Source organism: Alteromonas sp. 76-1 (genome assembly GCF_900654235.1).
GTDB lineage: Bacteria > Pseudomonadota > Gammaproteobacteria > Enterobacterales > Alteromonadaceae > Alteromonas > Alteromonas naphthalenivorans.
In genome coordinates, this window is the sequence record NZ_LR136958.1 from 2,657,334 (window position 1) to 2,682,562 (window position 25,229).

24 protein-coding genes are annotated in these 25,229 nt (G+C 43.8%); 12 read left to right on the forward strand and 12 right to left on the reverse strand.

Annotated elements, in window-relative coordinates; genetic code table 11:
* The first annotated feature begins 40 nt into the window (after nt 1–40).
* Nucleotides 41–223, forward strand: a complete 183-nt coding sequence (locus tag ALT761_RS11385) for an entericidin A/B family lipoprotein (protein WP_013783805.1) — start codon at nt 41–43, stop codon at nt 221–223.
* A gap of 100 nt (nt 224–323) precedes the next feature.
* Here the strand turns inward: ALT761_RS11385 and ALT761_RS11390 are convergent, their stop codons facing one another.
* Complete coding sequence (locus ALT761_RS11390) at nt 324–632, reverse strand: hypothetical protein (RefSeq protein ID WP_129738793.1); 309 nt, start codon at nt 630–632, stop codon at nt 324–326.
* Nucleotides 633–871: 239 nt separating this feature from the next.
* Here ALT761_RS11390 and ALT761_RS11395 point away from each other — a divergent pair, with 239 nt between their 5' ends.
* Together ALT761_RS11395 and ALT761_RS11400 are read left to right on the forward strand one after the other, a co-directional pair.
* Nucleotides 872–1,339 carry a hypothetical protein gene (locus ALT761_RS11395; RefSeq protein ID WP_129738795.1) on the forward strand — a complete coding sequence of 156 codons (468 nt, stop codon included), beginning with the start codon at nt 872–874 and terminating at the stop codon, nt 1,337–1,339.
* Nucleotides 1,340–1,696: 357 nt separating this feature from the next.
* Nucleotides 1,697–2,815, forward strand: coding sequence for a mechanosensitive ion channel family protein (locus tag ALT761_RS11400; RefSeq protein WP_197724976.1), 1,119 nt, complete (start codon nt 1,697–1,699; stop codon nt 2,813–2,815).
* A gap of 43 nt (nt 2,816–2,858) precedes the next feature.
* On the opposite strand, the gene ALT761_RS11405 is transcribed toward ALT761_RS11400, so the two are convergent.
* Nucleotides 2,859–3,311, reverse strand: a complete 453-nt coding sequence (locus ALT761_RS11405; RefSeq protein ID WP_129738797.1) for a MaoC family dehydratase — start codon at nt 3,309–3,311, stop codon at nt 2,859–2,861.
* A gap of 190 nt (nt 3,312–3,501) precedes the next feature.
* On the opposite strand from ALT761_RS11405, the gene ALT761_RS11410 reads away from it, so the two are divergent.
* Complete coding sequence (locus tag ALT761_RS11410) at nt 3,502–4,404, forward strand: LysR family transcriptional regulator (protein ID WP_013783800.1); 903 nt, start codon at nt 3,502–3,504, stop codon at nt 4,402–4,404.
* 191 nt (nt 4,405–4,595) lie between these two features.
* Nucleotides 4,596–4,988: a DUF3718 domain-containing protein gene (locus tag ALT761_RS11415; RefSeq protein WP_129738799.1), complete on the forward strand. Its 393-nt coding sequence runs from the start codon at nt 4,596–4,598 to the stop codon at nt 4,986–4,988.
* 206 nt (nt 4,989–5,194) lie between these two features.
* Here the strand turns inward: ALT761_RS11415 and ALT761_RS11420 are convergent, their stop codons facing one another.
* On the reverse strand, nt 5,195–6,709 hold the full coding sequence (locus ALT761_RS11420) for a mannitol dehydrogenase family protein (protein WP_129738801.1): 1,515 nt from the start codon (nt 6,707–6,709) through the stop codon (nt 5,195–5,197).
* Nucleotides 6,710–6,718: 9 nt separating this feature from the next.
* Nucleotides 6,719–8,434 carry a purine-cytosine permease family protein gene (locus ALT761_RS11425; RefSeq protein WP_129738803.1) on the reverse strand — a complete coding sequence of 572 codons (1,716 nt, stop codon included), beginning with the start codon at nt 8,432–8,434 and terminating at the stop codon, nt 6,719–6,721.
* Nucleotides 8,435–9,220: 786 nt separating this feature from the next.
* Here ALT761_RS11425 and ALT761_RS11430 point away from each other — a divergent pair.
* The 3 genes from ALT761_RS11430 (at nt 9,221) to ALT761_RS11440 (ending at nt 11,722) form a co-directional block, all read left to right on the forward strand.
* Nucleotides 9,221–9,877 (forward strand): HAD family hydrolase, encoded by a 657-nt coding sequence (locus ALT761_RS11430; RefSeq protein ID WP_129738805.1) that lies wholly within the window; start codon nt 9,221–9,223, stop codon nt 9,875–9,877.
* Between the two features lie 14 nt (nt 9,878–9,891).
* A complete protein-coding gene (locus tag ALT761_RS11435) occupies nt 9,892–10,848 on the forward strand; it encodes a sugar-binding transcriptional regulator (protein WP_129738807.1) in 957 nt (318 codons plus the stop codon).
* 478 nt (nt 10,849–11,326) lie between these two features.
* A complete protein-coding gene (locus tag ALT761_RS11440; RefSeq protein ID WP_013783794.1) occupies nt 11,327–11,722 on the forward strand; it encodes a DUF3718 domain-containing protein in 396 nt (131 codons plus the stop codon).
* A 135-nt stretch (nt 11,723–11,857) separates the two neighbouring features.
* Here ALT761_RS11440 and ALT761_RS11445 read toward each other — a convergent pair whose 3' ends face one another.
* The 4 genes from ALT761_RS11445 to ALT761_RS11460 form a co-directional block, all read right to left on the reverse strand.
* The gene (locus ALT761_RS11445; protein WP_129738809.1) at nt 11,858–12,799 is read right to left on the reverse strand and encodes an alpha/beta fold hydrolase; all 942 of its coding nucleotides are present in this window, start codon (nt 12,797–12,799) and stop codon (nt 11,858–11,860) included.
* 66 nt (nt 12,800–12,865) lie between these two features.
* Nucleotides 12,866–14,665, reverse strand: a complete 1,800-nt coding sequence (locus ALT761_RS11450; RefSeq protein WP_129738811.1) for an acyl-CoA dehydrogenase C-terminal domain-containing protein — start codon at nt 14,663–14,665, stop codon at nt 12,866–12,868.
* Between the two features lie 9 nt (nt 14,666–14,674).
* The gene (locus tag ALT761_RS11455) at nt 14,675–15,856 is read right to left on the reverse strand and encodes an acetyl-CoA C-acyltransferase (protein ID WP_129738813.1); all 1,182 of its coding nucleotides are present in this window, start codon (nt 15,854–15,856) and stop codon (nt 14,675–14,677) included.
* A 10-nt stretch (nt 15,857–15,866) separates the two neighbouring features.
* Entirely contained in the window at nt 15,867–17,987 is a 2,121-nt protein-coding gene (locus tag ALT761_RS11460) for a 3-hydroxyacyl-CoA dehydrogenase NAD-binding domain-containing protein (RefSeq protein WP_129738815.1), read from the reverse strand.
* 245 nt (nt 17,988–18,232) lie between these two features.
* On the opposite strand from ALT761_RS11460, the gene ALT761_RS11465 reads away from it, so the two are divergent.
* The 4 genes from ALT761_RS11465 (at nt 18,233) to ALT761_RS11480 (ending at nt 21,051) form a co-directional block, all read left to right on the forward strand.
* Nucleotides 18,233–19,147, forward strand: a complete 915-nt coding sequence (locus ALT761_RS11465; RefSeq protein ID WP_129738817.1) for a haloalkane dehalogenase — start codon at nt 18,233–18,235, stop codon at nt 19,145–19,147.
* 9 nt (nt 19,148–19,156) lie between these two features.
* On the forward strand, nt 19,157–19,921 hold the full coding sequence (locus ALT761_RS11470; RefSeq protein WP_129738819.1) for an SDR family NAD(P)-dependent oxidoreductase: 765 nt from the start codon (nt 19,157–19,159) through the stop codon (nt 19,919–19,921).
* Between the two features lie 211 nt (nt 19,922–20,132).
* Complete coding sequence (locus ALT761_RS11475) at nt 20,133–20,438, forward strand: hypothetical protein (RefSeq protein WP_129738821.1); 306 nt, start codon at nt 20,133–20,135, stop codon at nt 20,436–20,438.
* A 265-nt stretch (nt 20,439–20,703) separates the two neighbouring features.
* The gene (locus ALT761_RS11480; protein WP_129738823.1) at nt 20,704–21,051 is read left to right on the forward strand and encodes a lactoylglutathione lyase; all 348 of its coding nucleotides are present in this window, start codon (nt 20,704–20,706) and stop codon (nt 21,049–21,051) included.
* A gap of 176 nt (nt 21,052–21,227) precedes the next feature.
* On the opposite strand, the gene ALT761_RS11485 is transcribed toward ALT761_RS11480, so the two are convergent.
* The 4 genes from ALT761_RS11485 to ALT761_RS11500 are packed head-to-tail and all read right to left on the reverse strand — an operon-like array spanning nt 21,228 to nt 25,229.
* Nucleotides 21,228–22,202, reverse strand: a complete 975-nt coding sequence (locus ALT761_RS11485) for an NADPH:quinone oxidoreductase family protein (protein WP_129738825.1) — start codon at nt 22,200–22,202, stop codon at nt 21,228–21,230.
* Between the two features lie 59 nt (nt 22,203–22,261).
* Entirely contained in the window at nt 22,262–23,302 is a 1,041-nt protein-coding gene (locus tag ALT761_RS11490) for a phosphotransferase family protein (RefSeq protein WP_129738827.1), read from the reverse strand.
* 9 nt (nt 23,303–23,311) lie between these two features.
* Nucleotides 23,312–24,526 carry an acyl-CoA dehydrogenase family protein gene (locus tag ALT761_RS11495; RefSeq protein WP_129738829.1) on the reverse strand — a complete coding sequence of 405 codons (1,215 nt, stop codon included), beginning with the start codon at nt 24,524–24,526 and terminating at the stop codon, nt 23,312–23,314.
* A 28-nt stretch (nt 24,527–24,554) separates the two neighbouring features.
* Nucleotides 24,555–25,229 (reverse strand): histidine phosphatase family protein, encoded by a 675-nt coding sequence (locus ALT761_RS11500; protein ID WP_129738831.1) that lies wholly within the window; start codon nt 25,227–25,229, stop codon nt 24,555–24,557.

Here is a 25,229-nt window from a genome sequence, read left to right on the forward strand (position 1 = left end):
TAACCAAATAACGTTAATTACTAATATCAGGAGATATGCCATGAAAAAGTCAGTTTTGTCGTCACTATTAAATTCAAAATTACTTAGGGGTAGTTTCACCGCGCTATTGTTTTCATCTGCTGTTGTAGGTATGAATGGGTGCGCGACGGTTGAAGGTGCAGGAGAAGATATACAAAGCGCTGGTGAAGCCATTGAAGAAGGTGCTGAAGACGCATCTAATTAACTTCATCACTGTGTTGTTCTGTGTAATAAGCCACGCTGTAGACTTCTATAGTCGTGGCTTACAACAGTGAGCTAAATTATGATTGCTCAAGTCTACTAGCTCAACGCCTTTCTATCGCGGGAATTGCAATATAGGCATCTGGATCAGATTCCTTTAATGCCTCCAGTTTATTTTTTCTTTTCGCTCTCTCGTCAATGGTTTCACCAAAAACCTGCAAGTGTAAGTCAGCAATAAGCATTTGCCCTTGAGCTTTACTTATTACGCCAAGTAATTCGCCTGCATGCATAAACCCTTGCACTCGGTATTTATCCGCATCTACATTTTTCCCCTCTTTACTTGCCATATACAAATTAACAAGCTGAGTAGTACAAGCCTGTAGAAACTTGTTCGTTTCTTCTGCTGCATTCATCACAGCGCTCCCTAAATTCACTTACCATTTCCTCTACATTAGCTTTTAGTTTTTTCTCAAGCCAACATCCCTACCCACGAGTTTACCTATTTAAACAATCAATGTGGATTGCCTTATTTATCTGTTTCATGTGCGTTTCAACTAAAGTTCATTGGTAAGGTTTCAATATCTTACCTACGATTAAGGGAGTGCTAGAAGATTTTTTCTAGGGATACACTATAAAAGTAAGTGAGCACATCATGCGAATACACATAGCGATAGGGTTGATTACAGCCTTGGCATTTATCCCGACGGTTGCTGCAAAAGGCAATGCTCATCATTGGCAAACATCACCTCATCATCTTTCAGCCCTTATCGGCACAACGTACACAGAAGATTACGGTAACGCGTTTACCTTAGGTATCGATTATGAATATCGTGTTAGCGAATTTTTGGGGCTTGGCTTCGTGGCCGAATACGCATTTGAAGATGTAGACGCCTACACGTATTTACTGGTTGCCGACCTTCACATTACTAACCACTTTATCGCCCAGATTGGCCCGGGGGTAGAATTTCACGGTAGCCATAAAATGGAAGTTGCACGATTAGGTTTTTTATATGAGTTCGAGATGTCTGGTATCACAGTCTCGCCACAACTGCATTACGACTATCATAGAAACCACGAAAGCGCCGTTGTTGCCGGTCTTGCCATTGGTATGTCTTTTTAGTTTTTTAAAGACAAACGACAAAATGATTTGCACTAATTTAATGCATTTGTTTAGCATCGTATCAAATGCGCTCTTTGCTTACTTCTTTTTAGCCCTAAACTTACGTTCCCATTAATTAGCATCATAAACATACCGCTACGGCGCGTTTTCAAAGGCCTGTGGCGATAATATTCAACAAGCTTACAGATACAATTTGACCCCGTTGCTCCTCATCATCCTCTTAATTCATTCGAGTAAATTTTGCTGGAACGTTAATTGCTGCACAATTAAATATTGGTATTCATGCTTTGGTTTTAAAACCTTTTTAGTGTGAATGACTTTGTTGCAAATTCGTATGTTATTGGTCAAAGGAAAGTCATGCCAGAAGTTAACTTTGCAGGCTTAATGTTAGTGCCTGAATTAGTTATCACCGTTGCTGTGATACTTGCTAACCTTTTCATGTTCTTAATTAAGCGCATCTTTCTACGAAAGTTTTTGTTGCTTACTGATCGCACTTCATATTTTTACGACTCTTTATTGGCGCACTCGTTAAACCTGCCGCTCACTATCCTTATTTTCGTTATCGATATTTGGATTTTAAATTGGCTGTTCGAGAAGTACGATATTGTCAATGAGTCCTATACGAACTCAATTACCCTAGCGTCTAAAATATTACTGATCACTGCCGCTATTCTTTTCTTAAATCGTTTTGCCGTGGGATTACTTGCTAACCAAACACAGCGCTCAGACTCACTTCGAAGTAGTACGGGTATAATCAAAGGCATAGTGAAAGGTCTTATCGTAGGTATTGGCCTATTGATTATGCTGGGTACGTTAGGCATATCAATTACCCCCATTATTGCATCGTTAGGCATTACGTCACTGGCTGTTGCCCTTGCCCTTCAACCCACCTTGGAAAACTTCTTTTCAGGGGTTCAACTGGTTATGGACAAGCCCATTAGAGTGGGCGACTTTATTGAATTAGAGAGTAAAGAACAAGGTTTTGTAGAGCGTATTGGTTGGCGCTCAACGTGGATAAAAATGTTACCCAATAACACCATTATTGTGCCAAATAGCGTATTAGCTGAATCTAAAATAATTAATTATTTTTACCCAAGCAAGGAGTTATCCGTACCGGTTGATGTAGGCGTGCATTATAATTCAGACCTTGAACACGTGGAGAGGGTTACCCTTGAGGTTGCCAGAGAAATATTGGTTTCTCACGAATGGGGCATAGACGATTACGATACCTTCGTGGTGTACCATACCTTTGATAATTCCAGCATCAATTTCACAGTGATGTTAAGAGCAAAAGAATACTTCCATCGTTTCTTTATAAAATCAGCATTTATAAAAGCATTACATAAACGATATGCCGCAGAAGGTATTATTATTCCCTACCCAATACGCGCCATTAATACCGACCAAGAGAACCCGCGTATTGATGTTCAAACTACCAACATCCCTAACAACGCAAATGAGCCTCCTAGCCGGTAGAATGCAGAGTACAACATATAGAATACTCAGCGCTAATTGCTTACTAGCTAGGTTGCATTACTGCTAACATCAGAAACGTCCCTACCAGTGCAGGTTTGCCTGACGAGGCTAGCACACAGCTTGATTCCATTTTGAATAGTTTCCCCGAAGGCTTATTAACGACTTCTACCAATTTGAAGTGATATTTGATCGCATCGCCTGATTTAACGGGCTCTAAAAAGCGTAATGAATCGATACCATAGTTAATGGTTGATGCAATTTTGTCAGAAACAGCAAGCACACCTTCAAAAGCCTTAGGCATAACCGACGCAGTGAGAAAACCATGAGCAATAGTGGTTTTAAACGGGCTCTCTTTTTCACACCGTTCAGTATCAAGATGTATCCATTGATAATCACCTGTAGCTTCAGCAAACTGATTAATCATGTCTTGTGAGATGGTGAGCCATTCAGCTTGTACAAGGGTTTCCCCAACCTCTAAGTCGATGAGTGTTTTCATAATTTTTGACCAATGGTAGTTAATTTAAGATGAACAGTACTATTGATGTATTGAATAATTCAATTAACTTTTAATAATAGGTATTTATAAATAACCTTGTTACAATAAGGTAAAAATAATATTAACCAAAGAATTCGCCAGTTACTTTTTGGTATTTTCATACTGGCACTCGCCAGACAAGGATTGCGCAATGAATCTTAATAGAATTGATTTAAACCTTTTCGCCGTATTCGACGCCATATATACAGCGGGGAGCCTAACAAAAGCAGCCGATGTGCTATGTATTACACAACCTGCGGTGAGTAATTCACTGGCTCGGTTGCGGGAAATGTTGAATGATCCTTTGTTCGTAAGAACAGGTCATAGCATGACACCCACCCCGGTTGCTCAGAATATTATTGTACCTGCGAGACAAGCCTTAGCATTGCTAAGAAAAAGCGTGCAAGAAAGTCATACGTTCGACCCTTTAACGGCAGAAAAAGCGTTTAACTTTGCCAGCAGAGATTTGCTAGAAGTTAGCATTATGCCAAGGCTAGTTTCGCGGTTACAGAACCTAGCGCCCAACATTAGCCTCACTAATTATGAAATTCCTCGTAGCCAGATAGTATCTGCGATGGCTAGCGGTACCTTGGATTTCTTTGCCGACGCATCTACATTTAGCGACCCGCATTTGTGCAAAGAAAAAATAGCGCAAGACAGATTTGTGGTATTAGCACGAAAGAATCACCCTGCTTTAAAGAACGGTTTAGATTTAGACACCTTTCTACGCCTTGGTCACATCAATGTGTCTCAACGTAAATCAGGAGCAGGCCCTATTGATGTAGCACTAGATAGAATGGGTAAACGCCGTAAAGAAGTCATGCGAAGCCAACACTTCTTGACCGTGCCAAGTACAATCGTGAAAACCGACCTTATTGCTTGTTTGCCATTTCATTTAGCTAAGCACTACGACTTAGCCATTTATGAATTACCCTTCGACTTACCTACCGTTGAATACTTCTTGTACTGGCACGTGAGTGCAGATCATGATTACGCTCATATGTGGATGCGTGAACAGATTATGGAAGTGTCGAGCCATTTTAAAAGCCACTAAGTTTGACTCGCTATTCCCGAAGGCACACCTTTTTCTGGTGTGCCTTTTTATTTGTGCGCTTCTTTTCAACTCCACTAAGATATTAAACTATATACCTTAGTATTAGACCCAGTCTTTCTAACCTCAATCATTTTGCGTTTAATAGCACCCAACGAACGAACATACTTTTAAATTAAACCGAGGAATTGACCATGTTGAAAATCGTTAAAACTTCGCTAGTTATCGCAGCAACTTTGGGTGTATCTGGCATGGCGCAAGCCAACGTAAACGAAGCATTAGCAAATATTTGTACTATCGTACAAGCAGATGATAAAGGTGAGTTACGCAAGAAAATGCGTTCTGTAGAATCAGATTATCGCCTCAAATTGAAAGATTATTACTCAGGTGTTAGCTGTAGCGGTAACAGCCTGATACGCACAGCAATGCTGAGCAACGCTGTAGAAGCTGGTTCACTTCTTGTTAAGAAAATGCCAAAGAGTGATTTATCAGCACCAGAAGCTGATGGTAAGACGTTGCAAGCCTGGGTTTCTGAAAATGGCTTGGAAGGCAACGAAATTGCCACAGTCTTGAGCGGAAGATTGTAGAAAGCCTTGAGCTAATAAGCAGCCTTGAGCTAATAAACAGCCTTGAGCGGAAGATTGTAGAAAGCCTTGAGCGGAAGATTGTAAGACGGACTTAAAAAAATTCACATACCATGTGAAAAGATTCAACATGGTTGCAGAGCAATCTGCACTTAAAGAGGCGACCATAAGGTCGCCTCTTTTCTTTGTACCTGTTAAATTTGTACCTGTTAAACGAGCGCTGGCTCGCTTGGTGCATTCGTTAACGATTTGGCTATTTCTAAAATAGACTCACCGCTATAAATACGGCTCAAGTAATCTTCATACACAGACGTAAAGCCTGACTCATCACTTAAATCACCGAAAACACTGGTCACTTGTAAGAAAGACAAAGCATCATCTTGGTAACGTGAAGCCGCTTGGTGCAATTCATCGGCAAGTTGATCTTGAATAACTAGCGGCGTACCTTTTTGCGACGTTTGTTTGTCTGAATAAAAACTCCACGCTGCAAGTATTAAGGCGCTAATATCAACTTTTCCACCATTGGCTAAGTTCTCACGAATGGTAGGTAACAAAAATACAGGAATTTTTGCTGAGCTTTCTAAACAAATTCTAGAAAGCGAATCTTTAATATACGGATTCGCAAATCGTGCTAGCAAAATATTTTTGTAGTCGTGAACATCTATACCAGCCACCGGATCTAGGGTTGGCATGACTTCATCTACCATGAAAGTTGCAAGTAAAGAACGAAGTTCAGTTTGCGCTACGCTTTCATGAATTGTATCAAGATCGGCAAGTGAACCTGTTAAGCCCAACACAGAATGACCCGCGTTTAGCATTCTGAGCTTCAATTTTTCGTAAGGCGCCACATTATCAACAAACTGAGCGCCAACATCTTCAAACGCTGGACGTTCATTACAAAATTTATCAGCAATAATCCATTGATCAAACGGTTCACATACTACAGGCCAGCTGTCTTCAATACCTGATTCAACTAATGCCGCTTTGTCTTCATCTGTTGTTGCTGGGGTAATACGATCGACCATCGAATTAGGAAAGCTTACGTTTTCCTCTACCCAATTAGCAAAATCGGTATCCGCAAGACGAATATAAGACAGCAACATGGCTTTAAGTACATCGCCATTATGTTGAATGTTGTCGCACGACATGACGGTAAAAGGTGCAATACCCATTTGTTTACGCTTTTTAAGCGCCGCCGTTAAATAACCAAAAACTAATTTCGGCGATTCTGGGTTCGCTAAGTCATGCTGTACATCAGGATTTTGTGCAATAAACTCACCGGTAGTTGGGTCGAAGTTGTACCCGCCTTCCGTGATAGTCAGCGAAACAATTTTAATTGCCTCGGACGCCATTTTATCAATGATGGCCACAGGGCTGTCGCCCGCAATCAAAAAGTCGGTTAGGGCACCAATAACACGAGCTTTGCGGTCACCATTGGCGTGCTTTTCTACCAATGTGTAAAGGTAGTCTTGCTCTTTTAATAGTGATTGCATATGGCGGTCGGCTTCACGCAGCCCTACTCCACAAATACCCCATGACGTGTCACCTGTTACGTTCATATACGCATCTACGTACATGGCTTCGTGGGCACGGTGGAAGCCGCCCACGCCAACATGAACAATACCGGCTTCTACACGAGATACATCGTACTGAGGTACAGCGATGCTCTCGTCAAGAGAAGATAACGCAGTACGGTTCAAACGCATGTTAGTTGCTGGTTGCATAAAAAACCTCTATTTCGCAAGTGCTTTGTGGCGACGCATTGACCAGTAAGCAGTAGTAAAGTAAATAATTGTGCACACGAAAGCCAAGTTAAAGAACAGCTCTCTGTTGCCTTCGTAATTCGCTACATCAGGGCTTAGCGAAAACGTATTAATGGCTAATAACGTCGTAACCAACAGGCTACCCCAAGACACAACTTGTAATAATTTCGATAACAATGATGTGTCAATTGCAGGTGCTGGAATCTCAGCGCCTTGACGCTCCTGCTGAATTTCAACTTCTTTATCGAAAGCATCCATTTCTGCTTTTTCTTCAACGTATTGACGTTTTGCACCGTATTTTGCTGCCAACAAGGTGTAGACAATGATGGTGAATATCCACGTTGGAATAAACAGGTAGTAGAATGAAATAATATCTAGTGCGTTTAGACCGAAGCCAAATACAAGCCCTAATCCCCAGGTCGCCACTGCAGGCGTACTGTGCGTTAAGTTTTGAAAATGAGCCCAATAACGGGTGTATCCAATACGCGGGAAGATAACGTGTTCAGCGAATACAATGCCGCCAACAGGAACCACTAACAATCCAGCATACGTTAATAACGGAAGTAGCTTAGTAAAGACAAAAGGGAAACACGCGATAACAACGGTAACCATACCTACGGTGGCGGTCGTTTTAATTCGAGATTTATCTTTGAAAATAGCTTGAGCTGCTAAGCCTGCTCGGTACAAGTTAGCATTTGCTGTTGTCCAACCAGCAACGATAACGATGACCAATCCAGATAAACCTAATGCGTGGAAGGCTACATCACCTGGGTCTAATTCTGTAATAGATTTCTGGACGATAATGGCAGTACCTGCCCCCATAATCCCTGCAGAAATCCATGCCACATAGTGACCGAAAAGCATACCAGCAGAAGTAGTAAGGCCGTAAACTTTACGTTTAGCAAAACGAAGCATAGCCATGTCAATCAACCCGAAGTGGGTGATTGTATTTGCAGCCCAAGAAAAACCAATAACTTCAAGTAAGCCAATGCCCTGCTCACCTGAGGGGGTTAAACCAGTCCATACCGACACAGACCCGATGTGCATGAAGTCAGCCCAACTTGTTAGGAATGTTTGACCAATTACTGCATCAGCCAATGCTGGCATTAGCACCAATGGACCACACACAAACATCGTGAATAACCATGGAGCACAAATACGAGAAAAATCAGACACCGCGTTGAAGCCGTACATGGCAACAAACACCACAATAACGCCAACCGCTGCAACAACACCGACAAAGGCAAGGTTCGTTGGATACCAATCTAGTTGCGCAGGTATATTCAATGCGAATCTAACCGCGGTAGCTGATACCGTGATCATGGCGGCAGATATAACGGTAAATATAATGACGTTAGCCCAGTTATAAAGCTTGGTCATCGAATCACCCGCAATTTTGTGCAAGTAAGTATATAAACTTAGGCGTGTATCTACGGCGATGGGCGTAGTGATTAGCGTCCAACTCAGAACCGCTAAGATGTTACCGATTAGTAAACCAAACAGAATGTCGGTCATGGTTGCGCCAAGGGCAACAAAGGTAGCACCAAACACGAACTCGGTGGCTGCAACGTGCTCACCAGCATAAAGCCCCATGAAGTGCTTCCAGCCCTTCAACTGGTGTTTAGCAACTGGGAGCTGCTCGTCACCTATCTGTGCAATATCGACATTGCGTGAATCTGTTTTCATTTTTTATCTCGCTACTTTATTCACCGCTTTGGTATGACTTACTGTGCATTTTACTGCTAGGTACCAAAGCTACACTTGTTATGAATATTATTATCAGTACGTTAACACTCATAAAAACGACGCCTTCACCCAAAATATAATTAAAAATTTTTAGGCTTGGCTTAGTAACCGTTAACTCAAATGGGCATTTGCCACACTAGTGAGTTATTTCTCAGGGGCAATACTTACATATCAATGTTTAAATGTAAACGGAATTAACAAGCCTAACGTTATAATTCGGTTAACAAGTTAATTTATATCCAATAAATGTTATTACTATTGCGCTCATTGCTTTTTAGAATCGAATGCTTCTTTTTAACTCGAACTCGGCTTACCGCGCTAACAAGAAGGTTACCGAGGGTTTGTTGACTTAAAAACACGGGAAGGGCACGATATGTTATACGTAAGTAAAATAAGCACTGTGAAGTCATTAGCCTTAATGATCTCATCAATACATCGCTCGCAGTTATCTTCTTTATGTTTATTCTAGCGATAGAGATACTGAATAAAGTGGCGTTGTTAGGGATATTTTGTCGTCGTTGCACATTCGCTTTTAAACTTCCCCCTACTTATTACTAATAGGGGCTGAATAGTTTAATCGGGTAAAATTGAAGTGGTTTATTGCTGGGCTTGTACGTAAAATTCCTTTCTCGCGGGGTCACTATGCACTCTTGAGATAATATGCCCCGACAAACTCATTCGGCAATGATTCGTTCTAGCAATATATAAGTGGGCATAAGGAATTACATGACAATAGAAAGTAGCCTTGTCATTTTCGACTGTGATGGTGTGTTAATCGATAGTGAAGTGCTATCGATGCAAAGCTGGCAGCACTTACTTGAGACCTATGAAGTCTCTATTAGCGCGGAATATTTTATCAGCAACTTTCTTGGCAAAAGTATGCAACATGTTGAACAGCAGGTTCAGCATGATTTTGGTCTGACTGTGACAGCTCAAATCAAAGATGAATTTCACATTTTGCTTAAAGAAGCTTTCGCTAAGCATTTAATGCCGACACCGGAAATTACAAACTTACTTTCCAGGCTTAAAGTCCCCTATTGTCTTGCTACTAGCAGTTCGCCCGAACGTACAGAGTACGCTTTGTCGTGTACTGGATTGAGCCAGTTTTTCACAGACAATATATTTACCCGTTCGCTTGTAAAGAATGGCAAGCCAGCGCCTGATCTTTTTTTATATGCTGCTGAAAAAATGGGTGTTACGCCTAAACAATGTATTGTTATTGAAGACTCTCCTGCGGGTATTGACGCTGGCATTGCCGCAAACATGCAGGTTATTCACTACACGGGAGGGAGTCATTTAAAGGATATGCCAACAAAACACACGACAACCTTTTCACATTGGGATAGCTTTATACAAGCCTACCCTATGTTGGTATCTGATTGATGGAACAAGAATAAATGAGCAAAAAACAACAACTAGAAAATCAACGTCTCGATGAAGCCGCGCGTGCTGGCTGGCTTTATTATGTAGGCGGCAAGACACAAGACGAAATTGCGAAACGTTTAAATACCTCTCGACAAAGTGCGCAGCGCTTAGTGGCATTGGCCATGTCTGAAGGGCTAGTAAAGGTACGACTCGAACACCCTATTGCCCGCTGTATGGAATTAGCTGAAACTATTCAACAGCGTTTTGGTCTACAATTTTGTGAGGTCGTGCCCTCAGTCATTGGCGACGAAAACTCAACCTTGGGGTTGGGACAAGCAGGTGCCAGTGCCATAGAGCGTTCGCTTAAGTCTGATTCCGCCCAAACTATTGCGTTTGGTACTGGCCGTGTATTACGCGCTTGTGCCGACGAACTGGCATTAATGAACTGCCCGCAACATAAAATCGTGTCTTTAGTGGGAAATATTGCCAACAACGGTGAAGCTACTCGCTATGATGTAGCCGTGCACATTGCCGATAGAGTGAAGGCCCAACATTACCCTATGCCATTACCTGTTATTGCTGGCTCTGAAACCGAGCGCGAACAATTACATCAGCAAGCTCACATTTCACGTATTCATAAGCTAGCTCGTCAAGCAGACATTACTTTTGTAGGCATTGGTAATCTGGGGAATACGTCGCCACTGCATGTAGACGGGTTCATTAATGATAATGAAACGCAAAGCTTGTCTTCTTTAGGTGCCACTGGAGAGATTATCGGTTGGGTTTACAATCGTGAAGGCGCTATTGTTGATTGTGAAGTGAATCAAAGAGTGACCAGTAGCAAATTAACCCTCGCGTCAGACAAGCCAGTAGTGGGTATTGCGGCAGGCATGAATAAGAAAGACGCCATATTAGGTGCTTTGCGTTCCAAGCTTATCAATTCACTCATTACCAATGAAACCACAGCTCAAGCCTTGCTTAATAGCTAAAGGACTTTTCAGTAGCGCGTAGGTGGGTAATCGGGTTGGTTATTTATCTACGCCTTTTATTACTTTGATTCAATACTGCAGTTCAATATCCCCCACTCTGCTTCATTAAAAAGTAGACTTGCCCATAACGTTGCTTGTCATCCAACAAAATTCAAATAAAGCGTGAAAAATAGTGATTTTGAGCTTCCTGAGCTGACAAAATTTTCGTTGAATTACCCTTTCAAGTTTATTTTTTCGCTTATCTGGCGATAAATTGAAGTAGTTCGACTATTTCAAATTTTTCTTATACTTTAGCTTGGCACCTTGTTAATAAAGGGCTAGACGCCCACACCACCCCTACAACTTTCGTATAAGGTATACTTTAGGATACCTTGTTATTTGCTTGCATGTTTTCTGACCTGCCCATTTGGTTTTTAATTACTCCCGAACCGAACAGACAAACTTTAAATTAAACATTAAATACGAAAGGAAATTAACCATGTTGAAAATTGTTAAAACTTCTTTAGTTATTGCAGCATCTACTCTTGCTTTCTCTAACGCAGCACAAGCCGACGTAAACGAAGCGCTAGCGAACATTTGCACTATCGTTCAAGCAGACGATAAAGGCGAGCTACGTAAAAAGATGCGTCGTGTACAATCAGATTTCAAATTAAAGTTGCATGATTACTACTCAGGTATTTCGTGTAACGGCAACAGCCTAATCCGTACTGCTATCGTAAACAACGCGGTAGATGTAGGTACACTTTTGGTTAAGAAAATGCCAAGTCGTGAACTACAAAACCCAGAAGCGGACGGTAAAACACTTCAAGCGTGGATTGCTGAGCAAGGTCTTCAATCAAGCCCTATCTCTAGCGAACTTAACGAACGTATCTAGTTTTTAAGATACTTCGCACCATGTAAAGATACAGCAGTTCAACATGGTAACGGCAGGATGCCGTGCTTGTGGCCCCGAAAGGGGCCACGCCCCTTTCCCCATATCACTTTTCTCACACTTTTGTTTCAAATAATTCTACATTAAAAAGTCAGTTATTTCTTTTGCAGCCCATTGTGCTTGCTCTCTATGAACCCAGTGCGTCGCCGTATTGTGATACACAATTCGTAGGTTGGGAACGTACGTTGCTAATCCGTTTAATATATCTTCATCAAAGGCCTCATCTAAACGCCCCCATAGTACCAGTGTTGGTAAAATGACCCGTAGAACCGGTACACGTAATCGTGACAACTCCGTTTCAGGTGCATGCTCATCGGGTGCCATTTGCGGCATTTCTCGGTAATAGGCCAGCATGGCTGACAACGTTGGCGTATTGCGCCAACTTCGAAGCAATCTTGCCCTGTAGCTATTATCACTAGCCGTTTGATTTGTACTTTCTAATCTTACGTTTGCAAACATGTCGCCTTCAAACATGGCAGAACCCAGCATATCCTTAAGCATGGCAAAATCGGTTTGCTGTAAAACTGCCTCTGCATCGTCTGCCACTAGTGCTTTTATATATTCACTTTTTTTGCGCTGAGCGCGACTTGTTTTAAGCGCTTGGGTGAAAGTGCTTGGATGCGCGGCATTTAAAATAACCAGCTTAGTAAACAAATCAGGTTGAAAAGCCGCTAGCGGCCAAGCTATCGCCCCACCCCAGTCATGACCTACTAATATCGCTTTTCGACCTTGGCTTACCGTTTGAACAAATTCCCCCATACGAGAAACCAACGAAGGTACTTGGTAATCGCTGCTATCTGCTAAAGGCTCTGATTGATGGTAACCCGGTAAATCAGGCGCTATAACATGATACTCAGTTGGCAAGGCATCTATGAGCGCTTCCCATGCATGGGCATTTTCGGGGAATCCATGGAATAAAATAAGTAACGGGCTATCTAAGGTTTGGCCTTTTCTTTCTAGATAATAAATTGCGTGGTGTTGAATAGAAATGATGTGAGATGTTACTGCGTTTAGTGGCATACCTAGCCTTTCGCAAAACAGTAAAAAGAAAAATGCCGAGCAGGTGCTCGGCATTTCATTTCGTGTTTACTCGATAGCAAACATGCTTTCTGGCATAGACATAAGATTGTCTGAGCCTGAGTGCATTGCTGATACAAGTGAACGGGTGCGCGTTAGTAAGCGGTCAAAATAGAAACCAGTGGTTAAGATTTTGCTCTTATAGAACTCGGTCTCTGTGCTACCTGCGTCAAGTTGCTCTTGTGCTTTAACGGCCATTTTCAACCAGAAATAAGCGACTGTCACATAACCTGAATACATAAGGTAATCAACCGATGCAGCACCAATCTCATCAGGATTAGACGCGGCAGCTTTACCAATATCCATGGTAAGTTGCTGCCACTCGTCTAAATGAGACGTTAATGCATTAGTCCATGCACTGAACTGCGCTTTGCCGCGAAGCGAATCGCAATATTCACGCACTTCTTGAACAAATACATTGAGCAATTCACCATTAGAGCCCATCACTTTACGGCCTAACAAATCGATAGCTTGAATACCTGTAGTACCTTCGTACATGGTACAAATACGGGTATCACGTGCTAACTGCTCCATGCCCCATTCTTTGATGAAGCCATGTCCACCATAAACTTGCATACCGTAGCTTGTGCTTTCTTGCGCTGTTTCTGTCAAGAAGGCTTTAACAATAGGTGTTAAGAAAGCAAGCTTAGTATCTGCCAGCTTCTTCTCTTGCGCATCATCACCGTAAAGGGTCACATCAACCAACTGCATGCAGTAAGCTGCTAATGCACGGTTACCTTCTGCAAACGCTTTTTGCGTAAGTAGCATGCGGCGTACATCAGGGTGCACAATAATTGGATCTGCAGGGCCATCTTGGTTCTTACGACCCGTTAAAGAACGGAATTGAATACGATCTTTAGCGTAACGCAATGCACCTTGGAAAGACGCTTCAGACGCCGCTAAGCCTTCAAGGCCAGTACCGATTCGGGCAGTGTTCATAAAGGTGAACATGCAGTTAAGCCCGCGATTAGGTTGGCCAATTAAGAAACCTTTCGCACCGTCGAAGTTGATCACACAGGTTGCACTGGCTTTAATGCCCATCTTGTGTTCAATACTGCCACACGCAACGCCGTTGCGATCTAGCTTTTCGCCTTCATCAGACACGTTGAACTTAGGTACTACAAATAACGAAATACCTTTTGTGCCTTCTGGCGCGCCAGGCAAACGAGCAAGTACAATGTGAACGATATTTTCAGACATATCGTGCTCACCGGCCGAGATGAAAATCTTCGTACCCGTTAAGCTGTAGCTGCCATCGTCTTGTGGTTCTGCGCGGCATTTAAGCATGCCCAAATCTGAGCCACAATGCGCTTCTGTTAAGCACATAGTACCTGTCCATTCACCGCTGATAAGCTTTGGTAAATATTGATTTTGTAGTGTTTCAGTACCGTGCGCTTTTATGGTTTCCATACACCCTTGGCTTAAGCCAGGGTACATAGCCCACGAGTGGTTTGCACCCGAAAACCATTCAGCAATAATAGAAGAAAGTGAATAAGGCAGTGCTTGACCGCCAAACTCTTCAGGATGCGACATACTTGGCCAGCCGCCTTCAACATATTGCTGATAAGCTTCTTTAAAGCCAGCAGGCGTAGTCACTTCACCGTCTACCCACTTACATCCTTCTTCATCACCCGACATGTTGATAGGTGCAAGGCTGTTTTCAGAAAACTTAGCCGCTTCAGAGAAGATAGCCGATACTAAATCTTCTGATGCTTCATCAAAGCCAAGCTTTTGATAATGTTCTTGATAGTTTAATAGCTCATGTGTAACAAACATGGCGTCGCGTTGTGGAGCTTTATAACCTTCCATACCAAATACCTATATAACTTCAAATAAACCAGCAGCACCCATACCGCCGCCAATACACATAGTACAAACAACGTATTTCGCACCACGTCGTTTGCCCTCGATTAATGCATGACCCACCATACGTGCGCCACTCATTCCGTAAGGGTGACCAATTGAAATTGCGCCACCGTTTACGTTTAATAATTCATCAGGAATACCCAGCTTATCGCGGCAATAAAGCACTTGCACTGCAAAGGCTTCATTCAATTCCCACAAACCAATATCGTCCATGGTTAAACCGTGTTGCTTTAATAGCTTAGGAATGGCAAACACTGGGCCGATACCCATTTCATCTGGTTCACAGCCTGCTACCGCAATACCACGGTAAATACCTAATGGTTGCACTTGGCCTTTAGCGGCAGAATGCTCATCCATAATGACAGTAGCACTTGCACCATCAGACAGTTGACTCGCATTACCCGCCGTAATACACCCGCCTTCAATCACAGGGTTCAATGAACGCAAACCTTCAAGCTGGGTTTCAGGGCGGTTACCTTCGTCTTTCGACAACGTGACTTCCTGCTCGCTTGTCTCGCCAGTTTCTTTATTGAAAATGGCTTTAGTGGCCGTAATTGGCACAATTTCGTCGTCAAACTTACCCGCTTCTTGACCAGCCGCTGTGCGCATTTGGCTTTGATAAGCGTATTCGTCTTGTACATCGCGGCTAATACCGTAACGCTGTGCCACAACCTCAGCAGTTTGCAGCATAGGCATATAAATGCTCTTATGCTTTGCCACTAATTGTGGGTCTACCGCGCGAGACATGTTCATGGCTTTGGTTTGAACCAAAGAAATAGAATCTAATCCACCAGCTACCATAATATTGGTGTCGCCAGTGCGAATACTGTTTGCGGCATTAGCAATGGCATACATACCAGAGCTACATTGTCTGTCTAACGTCATACCTGCAACAGTAACGGGCAAATCGCCTGCCAATGCAGCTAGACGGCCAATGTTCATACCGCCGCTGCCTTGTGTTAGGGCAGCGCCCATGATCACATCGTCGATACTGGCAGGATCGACACCTGCACGTTGTACGGCGTTACGAATAGCATGACCACCTAATGTAGGGGCAGGTAAATTATTAAGTGCGCCTTTGTAGGCACGGCCAATAGGCGTTCTTGCGGTACTTACTATTACTGCATCGCGCATAGCGTACTCCTTAGTTTTTAAATTTTGCGAAGCTACTGCGCTCTTGCGCTAGCTTGATTAATAGGTCGCTTGGTTGTAACCACATTTTTCCGTAGTCACCCAGTTTTTCAGCGTAAGTAGATAGCTTATCGACGATTTCCCCAAGTCCAACTTCGTCTGCGTACTGCATAGGGCCGCCACGATAAACTGGGAAGCCATAGCCATACACATAGATAACATCGATATCGCTAGACTTGGCCGCTATGCCTTCTTCAAGAATGCATGCGCCTTCATTAATTAGGGTGTATAGACAACGCACCAGAATTTCTTCATCGCTTATGTCATCGCGCTGCGTAACCCCTAGACGAGCAGCCTCTTGTTTAGCAATTTCTAGTACTTCAGGGTCTGGAATCGGAACACGACTTCCTGCTTCATAAAGATAAGCGCCACGGCCCGTCTTAAGGCCGTTACGATCTTTCTCTACTAAGCGGTCAGCTACAGCGCCGTATGTAGGGTCGTGTGAAATAAAGGCTTGGCGTGACTGGCGTACATAGTAACCAATGTCTAATCCTGCCATATCACCCATAGTGAATGGCCCCATAGGCATACCAAATTGTGTAAGCACCCGGTCTACTTGCTCAGGGCTTGCACCTTCTAGCAATAAACGGTTAGCTTCACGGCCGTAAGGTTCAATCATGCGGTTGCCAACAAAACCGAAACATACGCCAACCAATACCGCTACCTTCTTAATGCGCTTGGCTAACTTCATACAGGTTTTGATAACATCAGCCGACGTATCTTCAGCTTTAACCACTTCAAGCAACTTCATAACGTTAGCTGGCGAGAAGAAGTGAAGACCGATAACATCTTGTGGACGTGAGGTACACGCGGCAATTTCATTCACATCAAGGGTAGACGTGTTAGACGCTAAAATAGCCCCTGGCTTACAAACTTTATCTAAGGTAGTGAAAACGGTTTTCTTCACTTCCATTTTTTCAAATACAGCTTCAATAACAAGATCTACATCAGCTAGGTCGTCATACGTTGTGGTGCCGCTTAACAGCGCCATGCGTGTTTCCACTTGCTCTTGGGTTAACTTGCCTTTTTTGGCTGAGTTTTCATAGTTTTTACGAATAAGCGCCAAGCCTTTATCTAGCGCCTCTTGCTTAAGCTCTAGCATAGTGACTGGAATACCGGCGTTCGCAAAGTTCATGGCGATACCGCCACCCATGGTGCCAGCACCAATAACCGCGACTTTTTCAATACTGCGCTCTGGCGTGCTCTTGTCGAAATCACTCACGTGACCCGCTGCTCGCTCGGCAAAGAAGAAATGTTGCTGTGCACGGGCTTGTGGAGTGTTCATACATTCCATGAACAATTTACCTTCGTGCTTAAGGCCATCTTCAAAGGCTAATGTATATGCGCCTTTAACCGCTTCAATACATTTCAATGGAGCAAAAAAGCCGCGGGCTGCTTTTTTCGTTTGTGCGGTAACGGCATCAAATACGCCCTGCACTTCTTCAGACATAGTCAGGGTAATGTCACTGGTACGTTTAATACCATTTTCAGCATTAAGTGACGCTAAGTATTGTTTCGTGTCTTCCAGCAAATGTTCAGGCTTGTCGGAAATTTTATCGAACACACCTGGAAGCTTTACTACCGAAGTAGGCTTACCTGTAACAATCATAGTTAGCGCGGTAGCAGGATCGGCTAAACGCGGTAAACGCTGCGTTCCACCCGCGCCTGGCAATATACCTAAGTTAACTTCTGGAAGGCCCACTTGGTTTCCAGCAAAAGTAATTCTGTGATGACACGCTAGCGCGACTTCTAATCCGCCACCAAACGCAGGCCCTGGCAAAACAGCCACTACTGGTTTAGTCGCATTTTCAATTTTATCGAGTACTTCAGGAAGGTTTGGCGATAAATCGCCACCGGAGAATTCACTAATATCAGCGCCGCCTGAAAATAAAGCGAGTGAAGAAGTGATTACAATAGCACTAACGCTGTCGTCGCTTAATGCGCTTTCGATGCCATCTATCAGCCCAACTCGTACTGCGCGAGAAAGCGCGTTTACTGGCGCACTTTGCATGGTAATAGTTGCTACGCCCTGTTGGACTGTGTAGTCCACTGCCTTGTTTTCCATCTCTGTCATAACGGTATCCTGTTATTCACGTTAACTGGATGTTATTGCAGTGTTGTCAATCATCCAAGTTTATTGGTGTTATAGACATTCATCACAATATTTAATATGGACAGCAACCCCTTTATTTGTGCCCAACTCCCCTTGAGCGCATATTAAATAGGGCATAAGGAAGATTTGACAGATTACCTCACTAGTGTTTTTGTTAACTAACACAATAATTAGTTACATGTTATTTACATTTGAGGTGGGCAAGTATGCAAGTCTTAAAAACCCCTGAAAGTGCATTCTCTTCTATTACAGATTTTCCCTATAAGCCGAGGTACGTAAACGTTACCGATACGGTAAGTGGCGAAATTGCCATGGCTTACTATCAGTGCGGTCCTGAAGATGGCCACACTCTTCTTCTTCTACACGGCGAGCCTTCTTGGGGCTACCTGTATCGCACCATGATTCCGATATTAGCTGATGCAGGTTTTAATGTGCTTGTACCTGATCTCATCGGCTTTGGCCGTTCAGACAAGCCCACCAGACGAGAAGATTACACCTATGCCCGCCACCTTATCTGGCTTAAAGACTGGTTTAATCAAACCGTTGAAGGAAAGGTAACGCTTTTCTGCCAAGACTGGGGGGGATTGCTAGGCTTAAGGCTGGTAGCCGACATGCCCGACCGCTTTGCCGGCGTCATGGCATCTAATACCTTTTTACCTACCGGTGAGCACAAGCCCTCTGAGGCATTCTTGAACTGGCGACGCTTCTCGCAAGATGTCCCTGTATTTCCAGTTTCTGGTGTGATTAAAGGCGGAACGGTAACTACGCTTTCTCAGGAAGTATTAGATGCATACGACGCCCCCTTCCCCTTTGAAGAATATAAAGAAGGGGCCCGACAGTTTCCGTTATTAGTGCCCGCCACACCTGATGATCCACAAACCCAAGCAAACCGAGATGCCTGGGAAAGGTTAAAACAATTTAATACGCCATTTATGACCGCATTCAGTGACAGCGACCCAGTAACCGCTGGAGGTGACAAGCTAATGCAGTCGTTGATACCTGGCTGTCGTGGCGTGCAGCACACCACGGTAGTGAAAGGCGGACATTTCGTACAAGAAGATAAAGGCCCTGAATTGGCCGATCTTCTTATCACTTTTATTAATGCAACTGGACAAGCTTAAGGAACCACCATGGATACATTGTTAGATTTTAGCGACAAAGTGATATTGATCACCGGCGCGGGCAGCGGTTTTGGCCGCTTATTAGCAGAAGGCTTAGGAAGCCGAGGTGCCAAGCTGGTGCTATCGGATATTAACGAAGAAAACTTAGCGTCATGTCGCGCTGACGTTGCAAGCTATACCGATGTAGTAACGAAAGCAGGCGATATTGCCAGCGAGGCATTAAACAAAGCTTTGGTGGAGTTGGCAAAAGACACGTTTGGTCGTTTAGATATTGCTATCAACAATGCGGGCATTGCTCATGTGCCTGCCCCTATGCATGAGATGACTGAAGAGATAATAGATCTACAGTTTGCTGTGAATGTAAAAGGCGTGATGTTTGGTATGAAGTACCAATTGCCGCAAATGTTATCGCAGAAGCAAGGGCATATTTTAAACGTGAGTTCACTTGCTGGATTAGGCGGGGCTCCAAAAGGTGGCGCGTATGCTGCTGCTAAACATGCGGTTGCCGGCGTGACTCGAACCGCTGCTGTTGAATATGGACGTAAGAATGTACGGGTAAATGCAGTGTGCCCTTTTTATAGCCCTACCAACATTTTAAATGTGGATGGTTACAACACTAAAGAGGCACAAGCCCAACTTGGTATGGGTAGCCCGATGAAACGGTTAGGCGACCCGCAAGAAATTGTGAATGCCATGATCCTCATGTTGTCCCCCGGTAATAGCTATATGAATGGACAAACTATTGCGGTAGATGGCGGGGTAACTGCATGGTAAGCGCTTGGTAGATGTCTGTTGATAGTTTGGATGGGCATCCAAAGGTATTAGGTTTCATACCTTAGTATAAAGGGTGATGTTTTGTTTTAGTGCGACTTTAGTTGTAATGAAGGGGAACAAACAAAACCTTCGGACGAAGCGACTTATTGGTCGCTTCTGACTTTTTCCCCAACCACAGTATACGTTAATAGACTATACACTGAGAGCACTTATGAAAATGACACTGAGACACCTCATTACCGTAAGCAGCATTGTTGTTGGTTTGGGCCTATCTTCGAACGGTTTCGCTAACGAACTGTCAACGCAATACGCAACGTCTTCGTCAGTACAAACATCTGGCTTTCAACAGGTAAACTCTGCTCAAAATTCGCCAGTAATGGTAAAAAAAGTACGAAGCCAGTCTTCTTCTTTTGCGCTTAAACGTTTGATCTCTGTTTCAACACAAAAGTCCTCTGCGTCTAACGCTACGCGCTTACTTCATACTGCATTGCCACAGGGTATTGTTGTAGCCCAGTAATTGCCTGTTAATACCAGACATTGCCAGTAAATACTGACATGTCAGTAAGTATTAGCCGCCTGGTTTCTAGCTCTAGCTACCCTACTTCTACCCTACTTCTACGCTAGCTTATTCAAGCCTATTAACATGTGCCTTTTATAGCCAACCACTCAATGCGTTGCCAAATAAACGTCGTTCACTTGTCTGCACTAACCCGCTTATACTCTATGTCATAAGTATGCCACAATACTGCTAAAAGTCAGCTAGACATTGGTTGGAGATAGGCATGGACGTTGACCACATTAAAGTATTCATTCCAAGTAAAGATTACGAAGTATCGAAACGCTTTTACTCCCAAATTGGCTTTAAAGGTGAATTTGTTTCCGATGCGTTAACCTTATTTGAAAATGGCGATTGCCAATTATTTTTACAGAACTTCTACAGTGAAGATTTGGCGAAAAACTTCATGCTGCAGGTTTGTGTACTGGATATTGAAACGGCACATTCATTATGTAAAAAAGCTACCGATAAGCTGAAGATTTCGGATGTTTCTATAGAAACGTGGGGGAAGGTATTTTATCTATGGGGGCCAAGCGGCGAACTATTACATATTACTGAGCTTAGAAAAGCTTAGGCAATAAAAAAGCATGGCACCTAGTGGAAAAATCCCCTTTGGTTAGCCATGCTTTTCCGCTTTAAGTATTAGTGCCTTTTGGGCTGTGCTCTGAAGTGGTTAATTTAAGAGCTTATCTTAAGAGCTTATTTTAAGAGCTTATTTTAAGAGCTTTTTTCAAGATGCTTTTTTAAAAGCTATGGCGTAATAACCATTTTACCTTTTACTTCACGGTTCATCACTTTGGCCATGGCTTCAGTGGCACGCTCCATAGGTAAGGCTTCATCTACCACTACTTTCACTTTACCTTGCACATACCAGGTTAAAAGCTCTTGCATGTTAGCAGCAAACCCTTTTGGATCGTGCTGCGTAAACGAGCCCCAAAATACGCCTACCACCGAGTAGCCTTTTACTAACGATAAGTTCACAGGGAATTGAGGAATTTCGCCGCCTGCAAAGCCCACTACAAGCAATCGCCCTTCCCACGCCATACTGCGGCTACAAGCATGGAATGTGTCGCCACCAACGCATTCGTAAACCACATCGGCGCCTTTGCCATCAGTAGCTTCTTTAATGGCATCTTTTAGGTTCTTTTCTTTGTAATTAATAAGTATATCTGCGCCATGCTCTTTGGCTAACGCAAGCTTTTCTTCTGTAGAGCAAACGGCTATAACCGTTGCCCCCATTTCTTTACCTATTTGCACTGCCGCTAAGCCAGTACCGCCAGCCGCGCCCGTTACCACAAGCGTTTCACCCGGTTGAATTTTTGCACGCTGTTTTAGTGCATGATGGGCAGTAGCATGGGCAGTCACTAATGCTGCACCTTCTTTTACATCGATAGGATCCGGTAGTGGCATCACATGCGTAGCAGGTACCAGTACTTTTTCGGCAAAGCCACCTAGATTAGATAATGCAATAACGCGCTGGCCTACACTAATATGCTTTACGCCTTCACCTACTTCGGCTACCACACCAGCCACTTCATTTCCTGGCACAAAGGGGCATGGCGGTTTCATTTGATATAAACCTTGTACAAGTAGCCCATCAGGGAAATTTACACCAGCCGCTTCTACGTTAACGACTACGTGACCTGGCTTAACTACTGGGTCATCAATTTCTTTGCATTTTAAATCGTCTATTGGTCCGAATGCTTCACATACAATCGCTTTCATAGCCACTCCTAATAATTCGTTTCTTTGCCTACCGCTCGCTTATTAATGAGCGCGGTGGTTTAGCTGTTTTGATGAATCGTTTTATTCGCAATTTGTGCCAGAGGGCGCACCATAGCGCCTAACTGCATTGCTTTGTCGCTTGATGCGTTTCCATCGTGTGCACGTTTCACTACCCCTTGCAGGATGGCTGCTAAACGGAAAAAACTAAACGCGAGGTAAAACGTCCAGTTGTCTATTTTGTCGATACCCCGTCGCTTGCAATATGCATCGACGTATTCTTCTTCACTAGGAATACCTAACGCGTCTCGGTCTAATCCACCCAAACCGGATGCGTGGGCAATGTCACTCGGTAAACGCAGCTGCATGCATTGATAGGCTAAATCGGCATACGGGTGCCCTAAGGTAGACAGCTCCCAATCAAGCACCGCAATGACTTTAGGTGCATCAAGATTAGACATATCAAACATCATATTATCTAACCTGAAATCACCATGAACCAAGGCTATTTGCCCATCATCTTCAGGCAAATTTTCTTCTAAATAAGTAATAAGATGCTCAATGTCTTCTACATGCTCAAGCTCAGAAGCACGGTATTGCTGAGTCCACCGGCTTAACTGGCGAGAAAAGTAACTTCCTGGCTTGCCGTAACTTGTTAACCCAGCGGCTTCAATATCAACACTGTGCATCACTGCCAGTACGCGGTTCATTTCATCGTACATAGCACCCCGAGTTTTCGGACTCTCAACTTCCGGTAAAGCGCTGTTCCAATAAATGGTGCCTTCAACATAGGCCATAATGTAAAACATACTGCCAATGATGTCGGCATCTTCACACAAGTGGTAAACCTTAGGCACAGGTACTTCTGTATTACTTAGCGCATTGATAACGCGATACTCTCGGTCAACTGCATGGGCAGACTTAAGCAGTTTCCCCGGCGGTTGGCGACGCAGCACGTAAACGCCAGAATCAGCATTTAGTTTAAACGTAGGGTTAGATTGCCCACCTGAGAATTTCTCTGCCGACAACACCGTGCCTATTTCTGGGCACGCCTTATTTAGGTAGTTATTTAGCGTTTCTATATCTAGCGTGTGCGTAGCCACAGATACTCCTTAAGCGTTCTTTTCGGCAATCAGATTGCGTCCTAGTTGCATCATATGCACTTGGTCAGGCCCATCGGCTAAGCGAATGGTTCTGGCATACGCGTACATAGCAGACAATGCATAGTCTTGACTTGTACCGGCAGCGCCATGCATTTGAATAGCTTCGTCAATAACCTTACAGGCCATTTTGGGTGCAACAATTTTAATAGCAGCAATAATATCTCGAGAGACTTTATTACCGTATCTGTCCATCTTGTCGGCAGCCTTCAGCGTTAGTAAGCGCGCTTGCTCAATATCACAATGCATTTGTGCAATACTTTCGCGCACTGACTGTTGTTTGCTAAGTGGCTTACCAAACGCTATGCGCTGTTCTACTCGCTCGCAGGCTAAATCTAAGGCGCGTTGGGCACAGCCAATTAAACGCATGCAATGGTGAATACGGCCAGGGCCTAAGCGACCTTGCGCAATTTCAAAACCGCGACCTTCACCGAGTAGTAAATTACTTACAGGAACACGCACGTTATCGAACAATACTTCAGCATGCCCTACAGGCTCATCAAAATAGCCCATTGCCGCCATTGGGCGCACAATGGTGACCCCTTTCGTATCCATTGGCACTAAAATTTGTGACTGTTGCTGGTGACGAGCAGCTTCAAAGTCGGTTTTACCCATTACCACCATGATTTTGCAATTTTCGTTCATGGCACCACTGGTGTACCATTTTCGCCCGTTGATGACGTATTCATCGCCATCTCGGGTAATTGAGGTTTCAATGTTAGTCGCATCACTTGAAGCAACTGCTGGCTCGGTCATGGCAAAGGCAGAACGAATTTCGCCATTAAGCAGTGGCTCTAACCATTGCTTTTTCTGCTCTTCATTTCCGTATTTCGCCAATACTTCCATGTTGCCTGTATCTGGCGCGCTGCAATTGAAAATTTCTGAGCTAAACAACACCCGCCCCATCTCTTCACACAAAGGGGCATATTCAGCATTTGATAACCCAGCACCATAAGGCTTGTATTCCTCAGGTAGGAAGAGGTTCCATAGGCCCGCGTCTTTAGCGCGTTGCTTGAGGGTTTGCATCATATCGGGGGTTTGCCAACGATTTTCACCATTTTCTACCGCGTGAACATATTCCTTTTCAATTGGATACACTTCTTCTTGCATGAAGGCTCTTAATTGCTTTAAAAGCGTTTGTGTTCTTTCATTATATTCAAAGTTCATAACTGTCCTTATCCGCTAATAGCGCTGTTTAGCTGTATGTCACAGCGTGCAATCTATCCACAACATCTAAATGTGGTACGCTGTTGAAATTGTTCAAATGCACGCCACGAGTATTCGCGAAGCACTGAGAAAAACTCGCATTTCTGATCTGCAAGTTCATGTTAATAACCGTTGGAGCGTCGTATCCGAGTATGTGTTTTAACATCATGGCAATTGCACCACCTGAACTCACTACTAATACTCGCTTAGCGTCTGTGGCTTGAAGCGCGCCCAGCATAGTGGCCACTCTGTCTTCGAAGCCTGCCCAACTCTCATCCAATAAGTTATGGTCAAGTTCATTGGCTGCCCATGCCAGCATGGCTTTCTTTAGCAACCGATAATATTCTGCCCGAGACGCGCCCTCAGGTACTTTTTGATCTGGGTATCGGGTCAAGAACGCTGTTGCCACAGCTTGAAAATTAAATTCGTTCAGTTCGCTGTTGATGTTCGCTTGCGGTAAAGAACCTATTCCTTTGGCAATACCTTCGGTGGTTTCTCTGTGGCGCACCATGTCACCCATGAAAACGCTATCGAAAGTAATATCACGCTGCTTGAAATAGTGCCCAAGCCACTGTGACTGCTGCGCGCCTAAATCGCTGAGCTTGTCGTAGTTTGCTGCGCCAAAAGATGCTTGTCCGTGGCGTACTAGGTAGATGTCAGTCAT